Annotated in this window: 14 protein-coding genes; 8 read left to right on the plus strand and 6 right to left on the minus strand. The window is 64.5% G+C overall.

The window, feature by feature from the left end; all coding sequences use genetic code 11:
• The 8 genes from AC3WJE_RS19625 to AC3WJE_RS19660 form a co-directional block, all read left to right on the plus strand.
• Positions 1 to 214: hypothetical protein (locus AC3WJE_RS19625; RefSeq protein ID WP_493732521.1), on the plus strand; the 214-nt coding region annotated here is incomplete at its 5' end.
• A 5-nt stretch (positions 215 to 219) separates the two neighbouring features.
• A complete protein-coding gene (locus AC3WJE_RS19630; protein ID WP_493732522.1) occupies positions 220 to 1,296 on the plus strand; it encodes an ABC transporter permease in 1,077 nt (358 codons plus the stop codon).
• Positions 1,293 to 2,312, plus strand: a complete 1,020-nt coding sequence (gene yjfF / locus AC3WJE_RS19635; protein WP_493732523.1) for a galactofuranose ABC transporter, permease protein YjfF — start codon at positions 1,293 to 1,295, stop codon at positions 2,310 to 2,312. Before AC3WJE_RS19630 ends, yjfF begins: the two co-directional genes overlap by 4 nt.
• The gene (locus tag AC3WJE_RS19640; RefSeq protein WP_493732524.1) at positions 2,309 to 4,261 is read left to right on the plus strand and encodes a glycoside hydrolase family 127 protein; all 1,953 of its coding nucleotides are present in this window, start codon (positions 2,309 to 2,311) and stop codon (positions 4,259 to 4,261) included. Before yjfF ends, AC3WJE_RS19640 begins: the two co-directional genes overlap by 4 nt.
• Entirely contained in the window at positions 4,237 to 6,213 is a 1,977-nt protein-coding gene (locus tag AC3WJE_RS19645) for a glycoside hydrolase family 97 protein (RefSeq protein WP_493732525.1), read from the plus strand. The genes AC3WJE_RS19640 and AC3WJE_RS19645 overlap by 25 nt, the downstream gene beginning before the upstream one ends.
• A gap of 78 nt (positions 6,214 to 6,291) precedes the next feature.
• Positions 6,292 to 7,695, plus strand: a complete 1,404-nt coding sequence (locus tag AC3WJE_RS19650) for an MFS transporter (RefSeq protein ID WP_493732526.1) — start codon at positions 6,292 to 6,294, stop codon at positions 7,693 to 7,695.
• On the plus strand, positions 7,692 to 8,648 hold the full coding sequence (locus tag AC3WJE_RS19655) for a glycoside hydrolase family 43 protein (protein ID WP_493732527.1): 957 nt from the start codon (positions 7,692 to 7,694) through the stop codon (positions 8,646 to 8,648). Before AC3WJE_RS19650 ends, AC3WJE_RS19655 begins: the two co-directional genes overlap by 4 nt.
• Positions 8,645 to 9,718, plus strand: coding sequence for an arabinan endo-1,5-alpha-L-arabinosidase (locus AC3WJE_RS19660; RefSeq protein ID WP_493732528.1), 1,074 nt, complete (start codon positions 8,645 to 8,647; stop codon positions 9,716 to 9,718). The genes AC3WJE_RS19655 and AC3WJE_RS19660 overlap by 4 nt, the downstream gene beginning before the upstream one ends.
• A gap of 91 nt (positions 9,719 to 9,809) precedes the next feature.
• On the opposite strand, the gene AC3WJE_RS19665 is transcribed toward AC3WJE_RS19660, so the two are convergent.
• The 6 genes from AC3WJE_RS19665 to AC3WJE_RS19690 all read right to left on the minus strand — a co-directional run bounded on the left by AC3WJE_RS19665 (position 9,810) and on the right by AC3WJE_RS19690 (position 19,204).
• Complete coding sequence (locus tag AC3WJE_RS19665; RefSeq protein WP_493732529.1) at positions 9,810 to 11,105, minus strand: sugar MFS transporter; 1,296 nt, start codon at positions 11,103 to 11,105, stop codon at positions 9,810 to 9,812.
• A 1,036-nt stretch (positions 11,106 to 12,141) separates the two neighbouring features.
• Positions 12,142 to 13,161, minus strand: a complete 1,020-nt coding sequence (locus tag AC3WJE_RS19670; protein ID WP_493732530.1) for a Ca2+-dependent phosphoinositide-specific phospholipase C — start codon at positions 13,159 to 13,161, stop codon at positions 12,142 to 12,144.
• Between the two features lie 34 nt (positions 13,162 to 13,195).
• Entirely contained in the window at positions 13,196 to 14,491 is a 1,296-nt protein-coding gene (locus AC3WJE_RS19675) for a histidine-type phosphatase (protein ID WP_493732531.1), read from the minus strand.
• A gap of 124 nt (positions 14,492 to 14,615) precedes the next feature.
• Positions 14,616 to 17,510, minus strand: coding sequence for a TonB-dependent receptor (locus AC3WJE_RS19680; protein ID WP_493732532.1), 2,895 nt, complete (start codon positions 17,508 to 17,510; stop codon positions 14,616 to 14,618).
• 105 nt (positions 17,511 to 17,615) lie between these two features.
• A complete protein-coding gene (locus tag AC3WJE_RS19685; RefSeq protein ID WP_493732533.1) occupies positions 17,616 to 18,680 on the minus strand; it encodes a FecR family protein in 1,065 nt (354 codons plus the stop codon).
• Entirely contained in the window at positions 18,677 to 19,204 is a 528-nt protein-coding gene (locus tag AC3WJE_RS19690) for an RNA polymerase sigma factor (protein ID WP_493732534.1), read from the minus strand. The genes AC3WJE_RS19685 and AC3WJE_RS19690 overlap by 4 nt, the downstream gene beginning before the upstream one ends.
• Between the last annotated feature and the right edge of the window lie 401 nt (positions 19,205 to 19,605).

A 19,605-nucleotide genomic window follows, 5' to 3' on the forward strand; every position in this document is an offset into this window, starting at 1 on the left:
GGATTTTCTGACGCGGCATCCATGCCGCGGCAGAAAACGACGTGCATCCATGCACGTCGCCCTTCGGGTTATTCCCGTCGTCTCCGCCGCTGCGGCAGGGGCCCCGGTAAGTCAAAAGCTGAAGATCTACAGCAAAATCACGAGCAACAGCAACAGCAACAGCAACAGCTTGCTCATGCGCGTCGATTCGTGCCGGGGCATCGTGAGGTTATGAACGAGATGACGTCTTCTTCTCCGTTGCCGGTAGCGCCGCGTTGGCGGCAGCGACTGCAGGGCTACATGGCGCAGCCGCTGTTCTGGCCGCTGTTGACGCTGGTGTTGCTGCTGGTCGGCAACGGTGTGTTCAATCCCGGCTTCCTGGCGCTGGAATGGCGCGATGGGCATCTCTACGGGAATCTCGTCGATATCGGTAATCGTGCCGCGCCGTTGGTACTTGTGTCGCTCGGTATGACGCTGGTGATCGCGGTGCGTGGGCTGGATATTTCGGTCGGTGCGGTGCTGGCGATCGCGGCGACGGTGGCGGCGTGGACGATTGCGCGACTGCAAGGTGGTACCAGTGGGCAGGGTCTGCTGCCGCTGGTCGCGGCGATCGGTGCGGCGTTGGCGGTGGCGGCGTTGTGCGGGTTGTGGAACGGGCTGCTTGTGGTCAAGGCCGGCATGCAGCCGATCATCGCCACGCTGATCCTGATGGTGGCCGGGCGCGGTGTCGCCCAGCTGATCAGTGACGGCCAGATCCTGACCATCTATTACGAACCGTATGCGTTCCTCGGCAATGGATTCCTGTTCGGGTTGCCGTTCTCGTTGTTCGTGGTCGCCGCGGTGTTCGTGGGACTGCAACTATTGCTCGGCCGCAGTGCGCTTGGCCTGTTCGTGCGCGCGATCGGGCATAACCCGCTGGCGGCGCATGTAGCCGGTGTGCGGGCACGGGTGATCACGCTGGTGCTGTATGTGTTCTGCGGGTTCAGTGCCGGGTTGGCGGGATTGCTGGTCAGTTCCAACGTCGCCAGCGCCGATGCCAACAACGCCGGGCAGTTGCTTGAACTGGACGCAATCCTGGCAGTCAGCCTGGGCGGTACGCTGCTCAGCGGTGGGCGTTTCAGCCTTGCCGGTAGCCTGGTCGGTGCGTTGATCATCCAGACGCTGACGTCGACGATCTACGCGATCGGGGTGCCGCCGCAGGTCAACCTGGTGGTCAAGGCGGTGCTGGTGTTCGCGATGATGCTGCTGCAATCGGCCGAGTTCCGTCGCAGCGTGCGCGGCTGGGTGGTGCGGCCGACGCGGGAGGGCGGGCGATGAGTGCGATTCCGGTGGTGCCTGCGTCGGGTGGTCTGCTGCGGCTTTGGCGTGATCCGCGTTACCTGTCGCTGGCTGTGACGATCGCGCTGTTCGTGGCGATGTCCGCGGCCGGTGGCGTGCTCTACGACGGGTTCCTGTCGCCGCAGGTGTTCCTCAATCTGCTGATCGACAACGCGTTCCTGCTGATTGTCGCGGTCGGCATGACGTTCGTGATTCTTACCGGCGGCATTGATCTGTCAGTCGGTGCGGTGATCGCCTTCACCACGGTGCTGTCGGCGGCGCTGGTGCAGCGCCACGGCTGGCATCCGCTGGCGGCGATTCCATTGGTGCTGCTGCTCGGAACCGGCTTCGGTGCGCTGATGGGTACGCTGATCCAGCGCTATCGCCTGCAGCCGTTCGTGGTGACGCTGGCCGGGATGTTCCTCGCGCGCGGCGCGGCGACGTTGATCAGCGTCGATTCGATCAATATCGATCACCCGTTCTACGTCGCGGTCGCCAGTCTGCGCCTGCCGGTGGGCTTGGGTGCCTCGTTGTCGGTCGGTGCGGTGGTGGCGTTGATCGTGGTCGTGGCGGGCGTAGTGCTGGCCGGATTCACACGGTTTGGCCGCACCGTGTATGCGATCGGCGGCAATGAGCAGTCGGCGGTGTTGATGGGCTTGCCGGTCGCCTCCACGCAGGTGCGCGTGTACGCGCTGAGCGGGTTCTGCGCAGCGCTGGCCGGTGTGGTGTACACCTTCTACATGCTCAGCGGCTACAGCCTGCATGCGTTGGGCATGGAACTGGATGCGATCGCCGCGGTGGTGATCGGCGGCACGTTGCTGGCCGGCGGCAGCGGTTACGTATTGGGCACGTTGTTCGGCGTGCTGATCCTGGGATTGATCCAGACCCTGATCGTGTTCGATGGCACCCTCAGTTCGTGGTGGACGCGTATCGCCATCGGCGTGCTGTTGCTGGTGTTCTGCCTGTTGCAGCGCGTGTTCGCCAGTCGTCAGCGTAGACAGGGAGACGCAGGATGACCATGACGTCGCAGCAATCCGCTGGCCTTGTGCTGGATCGCCGCAGCTTCCTCCTTGCCGGTGGCATGAGCGCCGCCGCGCTGGCCGCCGGTATCCCGCAGGACGCGGGAGCGGAAGTCGCGCCGGGGCGCAAGCCGGCGGTGGCCGACAAGGTGCGTTGGCGTGAACAGCCATTCGCGCTGGACCGGGTGCAACTGCTGGATGGGCCGTTCCTGCAGGCGCGCGAGCGTTGCCGCGGCTTTCTGATGTCGATCCCGAACGAGCGGTTGCTGCATTGCTTCCGCATCACCGCGGGTCTGCCGTCCAGCGCGCAGCCGCTGGGTGGTTGGGAATCGCCGCATTGCGAGATCCGTGGCCACTTTGCTGGCGGCCACTACCTGTCGGCGTGCGCGTTGCTATACGCCTCCACCGGTGACGAGGCGGTGCGGCGCAAGGCCGATGCGCTGGTGGCCGGATTGGCCAGGTGCCAGCGTGAAGATGGCTACCTAGGCGCCTATCCCTCCGACTTCTACGATCGTCTTGGCCGTGGCGATGAGGTGTGGGTACCGATCTACACGCTGCACAAGCTGCTTGCCGGGCATCTCGACATGGCACGGCTGTGCGGCAACGCGCAGGCCTATCGCAGCGCGCAGCGGTTGGCGGATTGGCTGGGTGCATGGATGGACGGTTTCGACGACGCGCGCTGGCAGGAAATTCTCAAGGTCGAGTTCGGCGGTGTGCAGGAGTCGCTGCTGGAGTTGTACGCGCTCGATGGCGATCCCAAGTACCAGCGTTGGGCGACGCGCTTCGAACAGCACAGCCTGTTGCAGCCGCTGGAGCAGCATCGCGATGCGCTCGACGGCCTGCATGCCAACACCCAGATTCCGAAGATCGTCGCTGCCGCGCGTGCTTACGAGATCAGCGGTGACGCGCGCCAGCGCGACCTCTCCGAGTTCTTCTGGAAGACGGTCACCGATCACCACGCCTATTGCACCGGTGGCACCAGCGATTACGAGCATTTCGGCCGCCCGGATCATTTCGCCGGGCGCCTTTCCGGGCACAGCCACGAGTGCTGCTGCACCTACAACCTGCTCAAGCTGACCCGTCATCTGTATGGCTGGGCGCCGGATGCAGCGCTGATGGATTACTACGAGCGCGCGTTGTTCAACGCCCGCCTGGGCACCCAGGACGAGGCCGGCATGATGATGTACTTCGTGCCGATGGATGCCGGTTACTGGAAGCTGTTCAACACGCCGTTCGATTCGTTCTGGTGCTGCACCGGCACCGGCGCGGAGGACTTCGCCAAGCTGCAGGACACGATCTACTTCCACGACGATGACGGGCTGACCGTCAATCTCTACATCGCCTCGCAGTTGGATTGGCGCGAGCGCGGCGTCCGCCTGCTTCAGCGCACGCGCTTCCCGGATGAGCAGGGCAGCACGCTGGAACTGGCGATGAAGCGGCCGAGCGAGTTTGCGCTGAGGTTGCGTATTCCGTACTGGGCCAGTGGTGCTGAGCTGAGCATCAACGGCGAGCGCCAGGATCTCAAGCTTGAACCCGGAAGTTACGCGACGTTGCGCCGCCGCTGGGCCGATGGTGACCGGATTGGCCTGCGCCTGCCGATGGCATTGCACGCTGCACCGCTGCCGGACGAGCCCTCGTTGCAGGCAATGATGTACGGCCCACTGGTGCTGGCCGCGCGCATGGGCAGCGATGGCATTCCGGCAGAGCAACTGCACGTGGCCGATCAGCGGCCCTCGCTCAATCGCATCGTGGGTCGGCAACTGCCGACTACGTACTTCGCACCGGAAAAGTCGTGGGTAGAGACAAAGGACGAGTCCGCACTGCGTTTCTCGGCCGAGGGCATCGAAGGCCCACTGGAACTGGTGCCGCTGTATCGCATCGGTCATGAACGTTACGCCGTGTATTGCAGAGTGAGGCCGCAATGGGAAAAGAATCCGCAGTTCTGACGCGCCGCGTGCGCGCATGGTGCATCGCCGGGCTGCTGACGGCGGTGTCGTGGCCTGCGCTGGCCGAGGTGTTGGGCACGGTGGAAAGTCCGGACGGGCAGCTGCGTGTGGAGATGTCGCGCGATGCGGAAGGTCGCCCCACGTATCGCCTATTACGGCAGAAGCGCGAGGTGATTGCCGCTTCGCCACTGGGACTGGTAGGCGAGGGCGCCGACCTTTCGCACGGACTGACGTTCAAGGGGGTCGATGCATCCGAGCCCGTCAGTGACGACTACCAGCTGCTATCCGGCAAGCGCCGCGAGAACCACTACCGCGCCAATCGCCGCGTGTTCCATTGGCATGGTGACCAGGGCCAGCAACTGGACGTGGTCTGGCAGGTATCCAACGACGGTGCGGCGTTCCGCTACGCATTGCCCGGGGCGGTGCCGGGGATGCGAACACTGCGCAGTGACGCAGCGACGTTCCGTCTGCCGAACAAAGCACATGGCTGGTTGCAACCGATGTCGGTGGCGCGGACCGGTTTCGCGCAGACCAATCCCTCCTACGAGGAGTATTACCTGCAGGATGTGCCGGTCGGTACGGCGTCGCCATTGGGTGTGGGCTGGGTGTTCCCGGCGCTGTTCCATGCGGGCGACGATTGGATTCTGCTGAGCGAGGGTTCGTTGCGTCGTGGCGATGCTGGCAGCCGCTTGCTCGATGGTGCCAGCGCCGGCGAGTACCGCATCGGCTTCCCGGATCCGCGCGAGGTCGTGCCCGGTGGCGCTTCCGATCCCTGGATCGAGTCGTATCCGTGGCATTCGCCGTGGCGGATCATCGCGGTCGGCAGTCTGGCGACCGTCGCCGATTCCACGCTCGGTACCGATCTGGCCGATCCGCCCGATCCGGCGCTGCCGGCCGCGCCGCATCCCGGCAAGGCCTCGTGGAGCTGGCCGCTGATGGGCGACGAGTTCACCGTCTACGACGTGCAGAAGCGCTACATCGATTACGCCGCCTCGATGGGTTGGGGCTACACGCTGATCGACTCGATGTGGGACAGCCAGATCGGCATCGATCGCATGCGCGAACTGGTCGACTACGCACGCAGCAAGGGTGTGGCGATCCTGGTCTGGTACAACTCGGCCGGTGCATGGAACGAAGCGCCGCAGACGCCGCGTGGGCAGTTGCTCGATCACGCCAGCCGCATCCGCCAGTTCGAGCAGCTCAAGGCGATGGGCGTGGCCGGGCTGAAGATCGATTTCTTCGGTGGCGACGGTTCTTCGATGATCGCCTACTACCTGGACATCCTGCGCGACGCGGCGCCGTACGGTTTCCAGATCAATTTCCACGGCGCCACGCTGCCGCGTGGTTGGCAGCGCACCTGGCCGAACCTGATGACGATGGAGTCGGTGCGCGGGCTGGAGTTCGCCACCTTCGAACAGGTCAACGCCGACCAGGTGCCGGCGCATGCGGCGACGTTGCCGTTCGCGCGCAACGTGTTCGATCCGATGGACTTCACCCCGATGGCATTGGTCAAGCTCAACGACCGCGTGCAGCGTCGCACCACTGCGCCGTTCGAACTGGCCGAGTCGGTGCTGTTCGTCTCCGGCATCCAGCACTACGCCGAAACGCCCGAGGGCATGGCGCAGGCACCGGAGTATGTGCGCGGGTTCCTGAAGGCGTTGCCACCTTCGTGGGATGACAGCCGCTTTATCGACGGTTGGCCCGGACGCTACGCGGTGTTCGCGCGTCAGGGCGCCGGCCACTGGTTCGTATCAGGCATCAACGCCGATACGAAGCCGCGCAGGTTGTCGCTGGATCTGGGCGCACTTGGCACCGGGCCTGTGCGCGGAACCTTGATCACCAACGGTAACGACGCACTCGGATTCTCGCATCGTCGTATCGAACTGGCGGCCGGCAAGCCGCTCGATCTGCAACTGCCTGCCCGGGGAGGGTTCGTACTGCAATTGGATTGAACCGATTCCCGTGCGTCGCGGTGGAGGGCACCGGTGGCGTTTCCAGATTCCCGCGTGCGCTTTGAAGAGGAGGGGCACATGCACACCCACAAACTTTCCGTAGTCGAGAAGCTCGGTTACGGCGCCGGCGACATGGCGGTCAACGTCGTGATCTCGTCGATGATGCTGATCATCACGTTCTTCTACACCGACGTGTACGGGCTCAAGCCGCAGGACGTGGCATTGCTGTTCATCGTGGTGCGCCTGATCGATGCCTTCGCCGACCCGGCGATGGGCATGTTCACCGATCGCCACACCACGCGCTGGGGCCGCTACCGGCCATACTTTCTGGTGATGGCGGTGCCGTTCGGCATCTCGGTGTTCCTGACCTTCACCACGCCGGATGTGTCCTACAACCTCAAGCTGGTGTGGGCCTACTCCACGTATCTGCTGGTGATGCTGGTGTTCACTGCGGTGACCATCCCGTACATCTCGTTGATCGGCGTGCTGACGGCCGATCCGCAGGAGCGGTTGTCGGCCAATGGCTATCGGTTGTTCTTCGCCAAGGTGGCCGCCTTCCTGGTCACCATCGTGGTGCCGCAACTGGCCGTGGTGTGGGGCGGCGGGCATCTGGCCGACGGCTACAAGTGGGCGATGGGCCTGATGGGATTGCTGGCGACGGTGCTGTTCCTGTTCTGCTTCTTCTCCACCACCGAGCGCATCCAGCACCAGGTCGAGCGCAAGCCGCTGCGCGAGCAGATCCGCCTGCTGCTGCGCAACGACCAGTGGCTGATCCTGGGCGCGGTCTGTATCGTCGGCACCATCGGCTACGTGGTGCGTGGTTCGGTTGCGGTCTATTACGCCAAGTACTACCTGGGCGGCAACGCGGCGATGATGTCCGCGTTCATGGCGACCGGCGTGGTCGCGGCGATCCTGGCGATGGTGGTGTCCACCTGGATCACCAAGGTCTATTGCAAGGTCAAGCTGTTCCGCTACAGCCAGCTGGTAGTGGGCGTACTCAGCGTGGCGATGTACCTGCTGGTCAAGCCGGGCGATGTGGTGCTGGCGTTCGTGATGTATTTCCTGATCAGCCTGGTGGTGGATCTGCACGCGCCGGTGTTCTGGTCGGCAATCGCCGAGGCGGTGGACTACGGTCACGCACGCAGTGGCAAGCGCGTGGCGGGGTTGTCGTTCGGTGGCATCTCGTTCTGCCAGAAGGCCGGCATGGGCATAGCCGGCGCGATCGTCGGTTGGCTGCTGGCCGGCTTCAACTACGTGCCCGACCAGCCGCAGAGCGCATTCACCCTCAACGGCATCGCGTTGATGCTCACCGTCATTTCCGGCGCGTTCCACGTGCTGATGGGCGGGTTGATGTTCCTGTATCGCATCACCGACGACTACTACCGCCAGCTCAAGGCGCAGATCGTCGAAGAGACGCCGGATCCCGAATCCGAGCCCACGCACGACGCTTTCACCGCACGCACCACGGAATGCCCGACATGACGTTTTCGTTCTCCAACCCCTTCATCGTCCACCGCGCCGATCCGTTCGTGCTGCGCCACGACGACCACTATCACTTCACCGCCTCGGTGCCGGAATACGACCGCGTGGTGTTGCGCCGCGCGCCGACACTGGCCGGGTTGAAGGATGCCGAAGAAAAGACCTTGTGGCGCGCACCGGCCGACGGTCCGGCCAGTTCGTTGATCTGGGCACCGGAGATCCATCGCTTCGACGATGCGTGGTACGTCTACTTCGCCGCCGCGCCGTCGCGCGAAATCAAGGACGGCTTGTTCCAGCACCGCATGTACGCGCTGCGTAATCCGTCGAACGATCCGATGCAGGGCGAATGGGAATTCGTCGGCCGTGTCGACAGCGGCATCGATGCGTTCTGCCTGGACGCGACCTCGTTCGAGCACAAGGGCCAGCGCTACTACCTGTGGGCGCAGAAGCATCCGGATATCGCCGGCAACTCCAACCTCTATATCGCGCCGCTGGCGACGCCGACCACGCTGGGTGGCACACCGGTGCTGCTGACCAAGCCTGAGTTCGATTGGGAAGTGCAGGGCTTCCTGGTCAACGAAGGTCCCGCGGTGTTGATCCGCAACGGCAAGGTATTCGTCAGCTACTCGGCCAGCGCCACCGATGAGCGTTACGCGGTCGGCCTGCTGTGGGTGGACGCGGAGGCTGATCTGCTCGATCCGGCCAGCTGGCACAAGTCGCCAACGCCGGTGTTCGTCACCGATGTCGAGCGCAAGGTGTTCGGGCCCGGCCACAACAGCTTCACCACCACCGAAGACGGTGCCACCGATCTGATGGTCTACCACGCCCGCAACTATCGCGAGATCGAAGGCGACCCGCTGTGGAACCCCGATCGCCAGATGTGCATGCAGCCGCTGCAATGGGATGCGCAGGGCATGCCGGTGTTCGGCCGTCCGCTGCGTGAGGTGACGCTGTGAGGCCGGCGCGTCTGGCCAGCCGCGTGCTGTTGGCGCTGGCGACCGCAATGATCGTACCCGCGTTCGCGCAACAGGCACCGGCCGACAACAGCGACATGATGGCCGCACCACCGGTCGCCAAGCCGAAGAAGGGCTACTCGGCCGACGTGCTCGCGCACGACCCGGTGATGATCCAGCAGGGCAAGACCTGGTACCTGTTCATCACCGGCCCCGGCATCAGCGTCTACAGCTCGAAGAACCTGAAGACCTGGAAGGCCGAGGCGCCGGTATTCGCCAGGATTCCGGACTGGGCCTACGGCATCGTGCCGGACTTCAATGGCCACATCTGGGCGCCGGACGTGTCGTTCCATGACGGCGTCTACACGCTGTACTACTCGATATCGACCGGCGGCAAGAACACCTCGGCGATCGGTGTGGCGACCAACACCACGCTCGATCCGTCCGACCCGAAGTTCAAATGGGTCGATCACGGCATCGTGGTGCGCTCACAACCGTATCGCGATGCCTGGAACGCGATCGATCCCAATCTGATCGAGGGCACCGACGGCACCCCGTGGCTGGCGTTCGGTTCGTTCTGGGGCGGCTTGAAACTGGCCAAGCTGGCACCGGATCGCCTGCACCTGGCCGAGCCGCAGGAATGGCACACGCTGGCCCGGCGCGAGCGCCCGTGGCAGACCGACGATGCCGAGCCGGAGCCGGGCGCGATCGAAGCCCCGTTCGTGTTCACGCACGGCGGCTGGTATTACCTGTTCGCCTCGTGGGACCACTGCTGTCGCGGATTGAAGAGCGATTACAAGATCGTGGTCGGCCGCTCGCGCGACGTGCGCGGCCCATATCTGGATCGCGACGGCCGACGCATGGACCACGGCGGCGGCACCGAAGTGCTGCACGGCACCCAGCGCTGGGTCGGCCCCGGCCACAACAGCGCGTACACCTTTGATGGCAAGGACTATCTGGTGTTCCACGCCTATGACGCGCGCGACAACGGCCTACCCAAGTTGCACGTGCTGCCGATGAGCTGGGACGCCGATGGTTGGCCCAGCGTGGAGCAGATTGCATTGGAAAAATAAGCTAGGTACCCGTAGGAGCGGCTTAAGCCGCGATGGGGCGTTACTGGTAAAGCCCCATCGCGGCTTAAGCCGCTCCTACGGGTTGGATGCATCACTCCCGTACCGTCACCCGCGCACCCCACAGCGCATAGAACAGCACGTACAGCTCGCAGATTGCGGTCAGCACGAATGCGTTCTGCAGGCCGTAGGCATCGGCAAGCCAGCCTTGCACCGCCACCAGCGCGCCGCCGGCGATGGCCATGACCAGCAGGCCGGCGCCTTCCTCGGTAAGCGGGCCCAGGCCGCGGATACCCAGCGCGAACAGGGTCGGAAACATGATCGAGTGGAACAGCCCCACCGCGATCAGCGCCCACATTGCCACCGCGCCGGTGGTGAAGACCGTCACCAGCATCGTCACGAATGCGCCGATCGCAAACAGCGCAAGCACGGTCTCGGCGGGGATCTTGCGCATCAACGCGCTGCCGATGAAGCGGCCCACCATCATCCCGCCCCACAGCAGGAACAGATAATGCGAAGCCTGTTGATGGGTGAGATTGCCGATCTGCGGCTGCGAGACGAAGTTGATGAAGAGGTTGGATACGCCGATCTCGGCGATGAGATAGATGAAGATCGCCGGGATGCCGAGCACCAGGTTGCGATGCTTCCACAATGAATGCCGGGCGCGTTCCTCGCGCGTGACGCGCTGTGTGGACTGCCCGAGGGCTGGCAGTGGGAAGCGTGCGATCACGATCGCCAGCACGATCAATACCGCCGCGACGATGAGGTAGGGCAGTTGCACTGATTGCGCGTCGGCCAGACGCTGGGCCGGGGACAGCACCGCATCGCCGACGACGGTGCCGGAGGCTGAGCGGCCCAGGATCAGATAACCGCCGAACAACGGCGCCAGCGTGGTCCCGGCCGAGTTGAACGCCTGTACCAGGTTGAGCCGCGAGGACGCAGTCTCAGGCGTGCCGATGACCGCGACATAGGGATTGGCGGCGACCTGCAACAAGGTGATGCCGCTGGCGATGACGAACAGCGAGCCTAGCGTGATCGCATAGGACGGCAGCCGCGCGGCCGGGATCATGCCCAGTGCGCCCACCGCCATGATGCCCAGGCCGATCACCAGTGCGCGCTGGTAGCCGATCCGCTCGATCAAGCGCGCCGACGGCAGCGAGGCGAAGAAGTAGGCGATGAACCAGACCGACTCGATCAGTGTGGCTTGCAGGTACGACAGCTCGAACACGCTGCGCAGATGCGGCAGCAGCGTGTTGTTGATGACGGTGACGAAGCCCCACATGAAGAACAGCGAGGCCAGCAGCATCAGCGCCGGGCGGTAGCTGGAGGCCTGTGCTGTGGGATTGGTCTGAGTGGTGGCGGTAGCGGTGGTTCCGATCGGTCCTGCCATTGGGATCGCATCTCCAGGCGCACGCCTGGGCGTGCACGCATGCGGCTGCGATGGACGATGGGCGAGGTGGGCGCAGCCGCAGGGCTTCCCGCCAGACCGCACACCGGGAAACCCGGGAGCGCAGCGCAGCGTAGAAGATGGGGGTGATGGGAGACCAATGACTTAACGGGTCTGGGGTATATCGGAATTGCAATGCTGCATTGCGGTGGGATGGGGGCTTGGTGGTTGGTGTTTTGTGCGTGTGGATGTTTGTGGGGGCTGTTGCTGGGGTTTGGTTCGATTCGGGCTCGATCTTGATTCGGACTCGATAGGCCGGTTCGGGCTGCATTGGGTCGATGGATGTGGATGTGGATGCGGGTGTGGGGGTGATTGAGGGACGTTCGTTGTGGATACTTAAACTGTCGTCCCTGCGCAGAGCCTGCCCTCGCGAAGGCGGGGACCAAGTGCCTTCTACGCCATTCATCTATCGTCGTCCCCGCGTAGGCGGGGATCCATGGACGTTGCTTGTTGGGTTTGACGTTGCAGCAACTTCAACAGCCAAGGCTTTCGCTCCTTCGGAGCGAGTCACCTTTCTTTGCTCGTGCAAAGAAAGGTAACCCAAAGAAAGCACGCCCCAGTCCTCGCGCCCTCCGCTGCGCTACGGGTGCACTGCGCCAGCGGGATTTTCTGACGCGGCATCCATGCCGCGGCAGAAAACGACGCACATCCATGTGCGTCGCCCTTCGGGCTTTTCCCGCTGGCTCCGTCGCTGCGGATGGGGGCCCCGGGAAAGTCAAAGTCCAAGGCAACTGCAAAGGCAGAATCACGAGCAACAGCAACAGCAACAGCAACAGCAACAGCAACAGCAACGGCAACGGCAACGGCAAGATCAATGGCAGCAACCAGGCGCTGAATTGTTGTGGGGTTGCGCTATCACCCAAGTGCCTCAGAGGTAGCGTCCCATTCTCCAGCCACTCATGATCGGGTCATCACACAATCCACTGGATCCCCGCTTGCACGGGGATAACATGGCGAATCGCCCATCGCAGTGTGGCAATCAGGGAATCACGAACGAGGCCGGGATACCGGTGTGTTCCTGGTCGGTATTGACGAAATTGGCGTTGTAGTCGCGTGCGAGCTGATGCAGGCGTGCGCGTCCGGTGGTGACGTCGGCACCATCGCCGCCCGGTGCGTCGTCGTTGACGCTGAGCAGGTAGCGGCGGCTGGTCCAGCTCTGCACCAAGGTGCCGGGGATTGTGCCGGTGTCCAGGCGGCCGGCCTGTACGTCGTAGGCGACGTTCCAGCCGGCGTTGGCGCCGTAGTAGCTGGCGGTGGGGTCGGTGGTGGTGTCCTTGACGATCAGCATCGGGAAGGCCAGGCGCGCTTTGCCCGATGCCAGTGCGGCGGCGTAATCGCGTGGTCCGCTGTCGGACACGGTGCCGGGCACGATCACGAACATCACCTTGCCACGCAGTTCCTGCAGCGTCGGCCATTCCTTGTTCGCCAGTGCCTCGGCCGGGGTCGCGTAACGGCTGCTGCAGGCGCTGTCGCGACACATCAGCTTGAGCGGGGTGAAGATGTCGGTTTCGGGGATGCGTGCATTCAAGCCGTTTGCAGACAGGTTGGCGATCATCTCGTCCAGGTCGGCCGGCTGGGTGTTGCTGCCGAAGCCGTTCTTCATTTCCAGCTTGACCAGGATCAGCGGGTGTCCCGGCGCGTTGCGGTGATAGCTGGCGACGGTGTCCAGGCATGAGCGCAGATCCTGGTTGCGGTCGTTGCCGGGCTGGCCGTTCTTGGGGCAGTTGTTGACGTTGGCCAGTGGGTTGCTGTGCGAGACGCGCCAGCTGCCCAGATTCGTCCAGGCGTCGATCTCGATCATCTGCACGTCCTGGAGCGCGTCGCTCAGGTACTGGTAGACGTCCTTCTTGTCGTAGGTGTTGTGCGAGCCGGCCAGCTGCACGCGATTGAGCGGGTACTGGTCGAGATTGCCGGTCTCGGCGCGAGTCTGGGCGTGCGCGGTGACGGCGAGTGAAAGGGGGGCGATTGCGGCAAGGGCCAGGGACAGGTACTTCGACATCGCGTTGCTCTCCGGTGGGGGTGAAGAAAAGACGTCAGGGTGTCGGTACGACGAAGGCGGGATCGATCAACTGCGTCATCCGCTGGGCGAAGCGCTCCAGTGGACAGTCGTAGTGCGTGCTGGCGATGCTGCAGTTGGGCACGAATACGGCGGATTCCGGCGGAGGTGCGTCCAGTGTCAGCGGTAGGTTGCGGCGCAGTTGTTGCAGACTCTGTGCGGTGTAGCGCACCCGCAGCACGCGCTCGCCGTTGGCCAGGCGCCAGCGTTCGAATACCAGCGCGCCGCCGGGCGGTACCTGATCGGGCAGGTAGCCCGGCAGTTGCCAGTGCAGGTCGAGCAGGCCGGCCAGCAGTGTCAGTGTGCCGTCGTGGCCGGACACCACGATCAGCGCTGCGTCGTCATCGATTGGCGCATACAGCGAGTCGAGGCCGGTGCCTTGCAGCAGCGTGGCAGTCAACCTTGCGGCGATCTGCGAGCTGGCCATGCGGGCGATGTCGGGTGCGCGCAGGCGTAGGGAAAATTCGGCCTGGTGCGGGATCGAGGCTTCGATCACGCGGGCGTCGTCCAGACCGTGCCAGCCGAGCGCGGCGAAGTCGGCGCCGTCGGCCCAGGCCATCAGCAGGCTTTCGCTGAGGCCGGAGGCGGTGGCAGCGGGGCCGGCGATTTCGGGCAGGCCCTGGCCGTATTCGGGCAGTGTTGCCACGGCGGTATCGATGCGTTGTTTGCCTTTGCCTGCATCGGCGGCGCATGGCACGTGATCGCATTGCAACAGCAGCGCTTGCAGTTGATCGACCGAAAGCCGCTGCGCACGATTCCATGCCGCCGCGTCGCCACCGACGCGTCCTGCCAGTGCGGCGCGTGCCAGCGTCAGTGCCGCAGGTGAGCGCAATGCGGGGGGGCCGTCGAACATCGCATCGCTTTCGCCATCGGCAACGTGGTGGATGTACTGGGTGCAGCCGGGAGTGAGTGTCTGTGCCATCGCCTCGGCGGAGGCGATGGTGCGTTGCGTGCGATTGGCCCAGTAGTAGACGCGATCGCAGTCATCGCCGCGCAGCAGCCCGAGTTGCAGGTAGCGCGCACGGTAGTAACTGCCGAACCGGCGTTCCAGTTCGGCGCCGTGTGCGCTGAGGTCGCCGGCAGGCACGCCGAAGCGTGGCCATGGTCGAGCGGAAAACGACGCCAGCCGTTCGGGACTGGACATCGCCGCACGCACGCCGTGGCGCTTGAGCACGACGACCTTTTCCAGCGTGTCCTGCGTGGTGGCGCAGGCGAGCGTTGGCAGCAGGGCAACGGCCAGCAAGACCGCAATGAGTGAAGCGCGTGGTTTCATCGATGAATCCGGTCGGAAAGACGGGCATGGCCGTGGCTGCAACGCCATCGCGAACGACGGCGTTGTGCCGTGAAGTGACGGATCGTGCGAGTGTGGTGCCTTCGCCGCACTCGCACGTGATGCGTCAGAAGCGCGCGCGCAGGCCCACCGACCAGGTGCGGCCGTAGTCGGTATAGCCGCCGAACAGTCCGTTGCCGACGTACTGGCGCTGGACTTCACCGGTCAGGTTGATCGCGTTGACGAACAGCGACAGGTGATCGTTGACGGTGTACGACAGGTTCGCATCCAGGCTGCCGAACGCGTCGCTGTTGAGCGTGGCGACGTTGGCGGTGCCCACGGCGTTGAGGATCTTGTCGCTCCAGCTGTGGCTCAATCGTGCCGCCAGCGGGCCCTTCTCATAGAACAGCACCGCGTTGTAGGTGTTCTTCGCTACGCCTTCGAGCTTGTCTTCGAAGGTATCATTGCCGTCGCGATACTGTGCCTTGCTGTCGGTCCAGGTGTAGTTGAGCTGCATGCCGAGTCCGTCCAGTGGCGCCGGCAGGCCGGTGAATACCTGCTGGTAGGCCACTTCCGCACCCTTGACCGTGGCCTGGCCGCCGTTGGTCTTCGATGAGAGCTGGTAGATCTGGCCCTGGTACAGCAGGTTGGAGATCTCGGTCTGGATGAAGCGCGAGATGTCCTTGTAGAACACACCGGCGGTGAGCGCGGTGGTCTTGTCGACATACCACTCCCAGGTCAGGTCGTACTGCCATGCCTCGAACGGTCGCAGTGCCGGATTGCCGCCGCTGGCGGTGAGGATCTCGCCACTGGAGTTGAAGGTGAGCTTGGAGGACAGATCGGTCAGGTCGGGGCGGGTCATCACCTTGGCCGCCGAAGTGCGCACCACCATGTCATCGCGCACATCCCATGCCGCGTTGAACGAGGGCAGGGCCTTGGTATACGTGCGTTCGAAATGCACCGGCGAGGCGGCCCCGTTGAGGTCGGCATAGCCATCGGTGGTCTGTTCGGTGCGCACCACGCGCACGCCCGCGTTGCCGCGCAGTTCGCGACCGATCAGCTCGTGGCCGAAATCGACCATCGCGTAAGCCGAGGCGATCTTTTCCTTCACCTCATAGGAGTTCTGCAGATCAGCGGCGTTGGGCGTGTTGGCCAGATCGGCAGCGGTAGGGTAGTCGCCCCAGAACTTCGACTCGATCGGTGCCAGCCACGTGCGCGGCAGCGTGCCGTCGGCGCCGGACAGCATGTCGCTCACCGGCAGCGCAGTGAAATAGCTGGCATCGAACACCTTGCCGCTGATGCTGTTGAGGATCAGGTCGGCACGGTCGTAGTCGCGCGAACGCTGGCGATACTTCACGCCGGTCTTGAAGCCATGCAGAAACGAGCCGTCGAGCGCGCGGTTGGCGTCGAACTGCAGCGCATCCTCCTTGTCCATCGCGTCGATGGTGCGCCATTCAAGACGGCGGCCTGGCGTGGCGCTGGTCGATGTCGGATCGTAGCCGTTGGTGAATACCCAGTCCGGCACGTTGTCGCCATCGGCTTGCGGCATGTCGATGTGCATGTTGACGTTGCTGCCGGTGCGCAGGCGGGTGCGGCGGATCGGATCGGAATCGTAGCTGTGCGCCTGCGAGTGGAACGCGACGCCGCTCAGCGTCCAGGTGTCGCCCGACCAGGTAGTGCCGAAACGCGCGCTGCGGTTGTCATCGACGATGCCGGAGGTCTCGCGCGAGATCTGCACCTGCCCACCGGTGTAGTCGAAGCCGGTGATGGCATCGTTGGCGACGGTGAGGTTGCTCATCTTGCTGAGGGTGTCAGTGCCCACGCCGATGCTGTATTCGTCGTAGTTGATCTTCTGGCGGGCGTAGAACAGGTCCAGGGTCATTTCCAGCGCCGAAGTCGGGCGCCATTGCAGCGAGGCGGCTACACCGGTGCGCTTGCGCTCTTCCAGCTCCAGCGTCGGGCGGATGCCGGTCGGCGCGTAGTGCGCCTGGCCGTTGGTGCCCGGCACGCCGTTCTCGTAGTAATTCCAGCTGACCTCGGTCACGCGATCCTGGCGCAGGCTGCGCTCGGCATACGCGCCGGAGATCAGTACACCGAAAGTGCCTTCGGCGTTGACCCAGTTGAACAGGCCCGACACGCGCGGATCGTGGGACTCGGCCTTCTGCGCCTGGCTGGATTCGATGGAGAGATTGGTCAGCGTCTTGCCGAGTTCGAGCGGACGAAAGGTGCGCACGTTGACGATGCCGCCGATCGCGCCTTCATCGAGATCGGCGGTCGGGCTCTTGATCACGTCCAGGCCCGACACCAGCTCGGCCGGCAGAGTGTCGTAGCGAAACTGGCGACCGGTCTGCCCGGAGTTGCGCACGTTCTCGTTGACCGCCATGGTCTGGCCGTTGAGCGTGGTGACCTGGAAATTCGGGCCGAGGCCGCGCACGCGCACGTACACGCCTTCGCCGCGATCACGCACGATCGACACGCCGGGCACGCGCTGCAAGGCCTCGGCGACGTTCTGCGCCGGGAGCTTGCCGATGTCCTCGGCGGCGATCACGTCCACCACGCTGTCGGCGTAGCGCTTGCGGCGCATCTGCTCGCTGAGGCTGCCGGCATAGGTGCCGGTGACTTCGATGCGTTCCAGATCGGTGGCCTGCGGCATCGCATCGCGGGTCACGGCCGGACGGGCTTCGTGACCGTCCGCCGCCTGTGCCGCCGGCGCGCTCGCCGGTTCGGCTTCGATCGTCACCGTGCTGGAGTTGAGATAGCGGTAGCGCAGGCCGGTACCCTGCAGCAGCTGCTGCAGCGCCTGTTCGGCACTCAGGCCGGGTGCGACCGCGCCGGCCTGCGGATTGCCTGCCGCATGCGCATCGTAGACAAACTGCAGGCCGGTCTGGCGCGACAGCAGGTTGAGTGCGCGATCCAGCGCTTGTGCCGGTATGGCCTGCTGCGTGGCCGGCGGCGTGGCCTGGGCAAAGACAGTGCCGGTATTGAGGGCGAGGGCGATCGAAAGGAACAGCGTCTTGCGCATCGTCGGGTCCAGGTGGGGTAGGAGAGCGCGTGGGATTTGTCCACGCATGCCTACCTACGAGGGATGACGAAGCGGGTCGGGCACCGGTTTTCGATGAATTTTTTCTTACAGGCGCGCCGGGGTCACGGATACGGCGCCGCGGCGACGTATCAGAAGTTCGCTGCTGGTGCGGCGGACATCGAGCGAGGGCTGGTCATGCAGGAACGCAAGCAGCGACTCGATGTCGCCACCACGCAGGTTGCCGGTCAGGCGCAGTGCGGCCGCGTCGGCATCCTCTATCCGCAGTTGCACGCGGTTGAACTGATTGAAGCGCTCGGCGACTTCCTGCAGCGTTTCGTCGCGGAACACCACGCGGCCGTTCCACCACGCGGTCATGGTGTCGGGATCTTCGTTGCTGATGTGCGTGGCTCGATCGAGATAGGCGATGCGTGCGCTCTGGCCAGCATGCAGATCCGCCAGCGGCGTCGTGGCCGGCTTGCGCTCGTCCCATACCTTGACCCGGCCTTCGGCGACATCGATGCGGGCCTGCGCGTGGCGTAGCGCGACGTCGAAGGTGGTGCCGATGTCCTCGATGCGCAGCCCCGCCGCACGCACGTCGAACGGGCGACGGCCGGGCGCGACCTCGAAGCTGGCCTGGCCGCGTTGCAGTTCGACGTGCCGACGCAACCAGCCCATCCGCACTGCGATGGCGCTGTCGCCAGCGAGATGCACACGGGTGCCGTCGTCGAGCACCAACGTGCGAGGGGCGCCGCGCGTGGCCTGCTGTATCTGTTCGCGCGGCCAGACCCCCTGCGCCAGCACTACGACGCCGGCCAGCGTTGCGACAAGGGCGAGCGCACGGGCGATGCCGTGGCGACGTTGAGGTGATGAGGCGACCCGGGCCGGACGCCGTGGCGAGACGGGCAATGCCACCACGTTGGCTTGCGGGGTCGGTGGGGTGGTCGCCAGCAGTGCATCCAGATCGATGTCCATCGCATGCAGCGCGCTGCCGAGTTCACCGGCGATGCACTGCACTGCCAGGTACTCGCGCAGATGCAACGGCGAGGCCACCAGCCAGTCCATGAACTGCGCCTGCTGTTCCGGCGTGAGGCCGCCTGCGCGCTGCAAGGCATGCCAGTGCGCGGCCTCATGGGTGAGGTGGGCCGGATGCTGGATGGGCGCGCTGCTCATCCTGCCTCCATCTCGTCGGCGAGCGCGCGACGGCAGGCGGAAAGTCCACGCACCACGTGTTTCTTGACCATATGCGGCGATACGCCCATGCGCTCGGCGATCTGCTTGTAGCTGAGCCCGTCGCGGTACTGCATCACCAGCACCGCGCGGGTACTGGCTGGCAGGTCGGTGACCAGCGCCTGCAGACGTTGCTGGCGCTGCTGGCGTTCGACCACGTCATCGGCAGCCTCGCCGGTGGCCAGTGCGAATGACAGCTGCTCGAGTTCTTCCATCGGCAGCGGCGAGGGGCGACGGCGCGCGGCCTGCTCGCGCGCCAGGTTGGTGGCGACGGTGTACAGGTAAGCCTCGGGATTGGTGATGGCTTCACCTTGCGACTGATGCGCGCGTAACAGCCGCAGATAGGTTTCCTGCACCATGTCCTCGGCCTCTTCGTGGGCGCCGCGGCGGGCGAAGAAGCCGCGCAGTGCGGGCCTGTGTTCGACGAACAGACTTGTCCAGGTTCGCTTTGTCTGTCCCGCCGTCATTGGCCTCACGCCTTTCCGATAGTGCTGGGCAGGCTATTGCGGGGATATTACGTGGGGGTGACGGTGTGGGGTTGGCTCGGATTGGGTCGGGTGAGGTTGGGGTGGTTTGGAATCGGATGTTGGCAGGTAGAGGTGTTTTGCCGTTGTGCCCGTATAGGAGGCAATCCGCGGCCTTCCAAGTCATCTATCTATCGTCGTCCCCGCGAAGGCGGGGACCCAGTGACTTCCTCGTGATCTCTCCACCGTCATCCCCGCGAAAGCGGGGATCCATGGACGTTGCTTGTTGGGTTTGACGTTGCGGTGACAGCAACAGCAAAGGCAACAGCAACAGCAACAGCAAAGGCTTTCGCTCCTTCGGAGCGAGTCACTTGTTCTTTGCTTGTGCAAAGAAAAGTAACCAA

The sequence above is a fragment of the Pseudomonas sp. GW821-FHT07E12 genome (genome assembly GCF_058986605.1).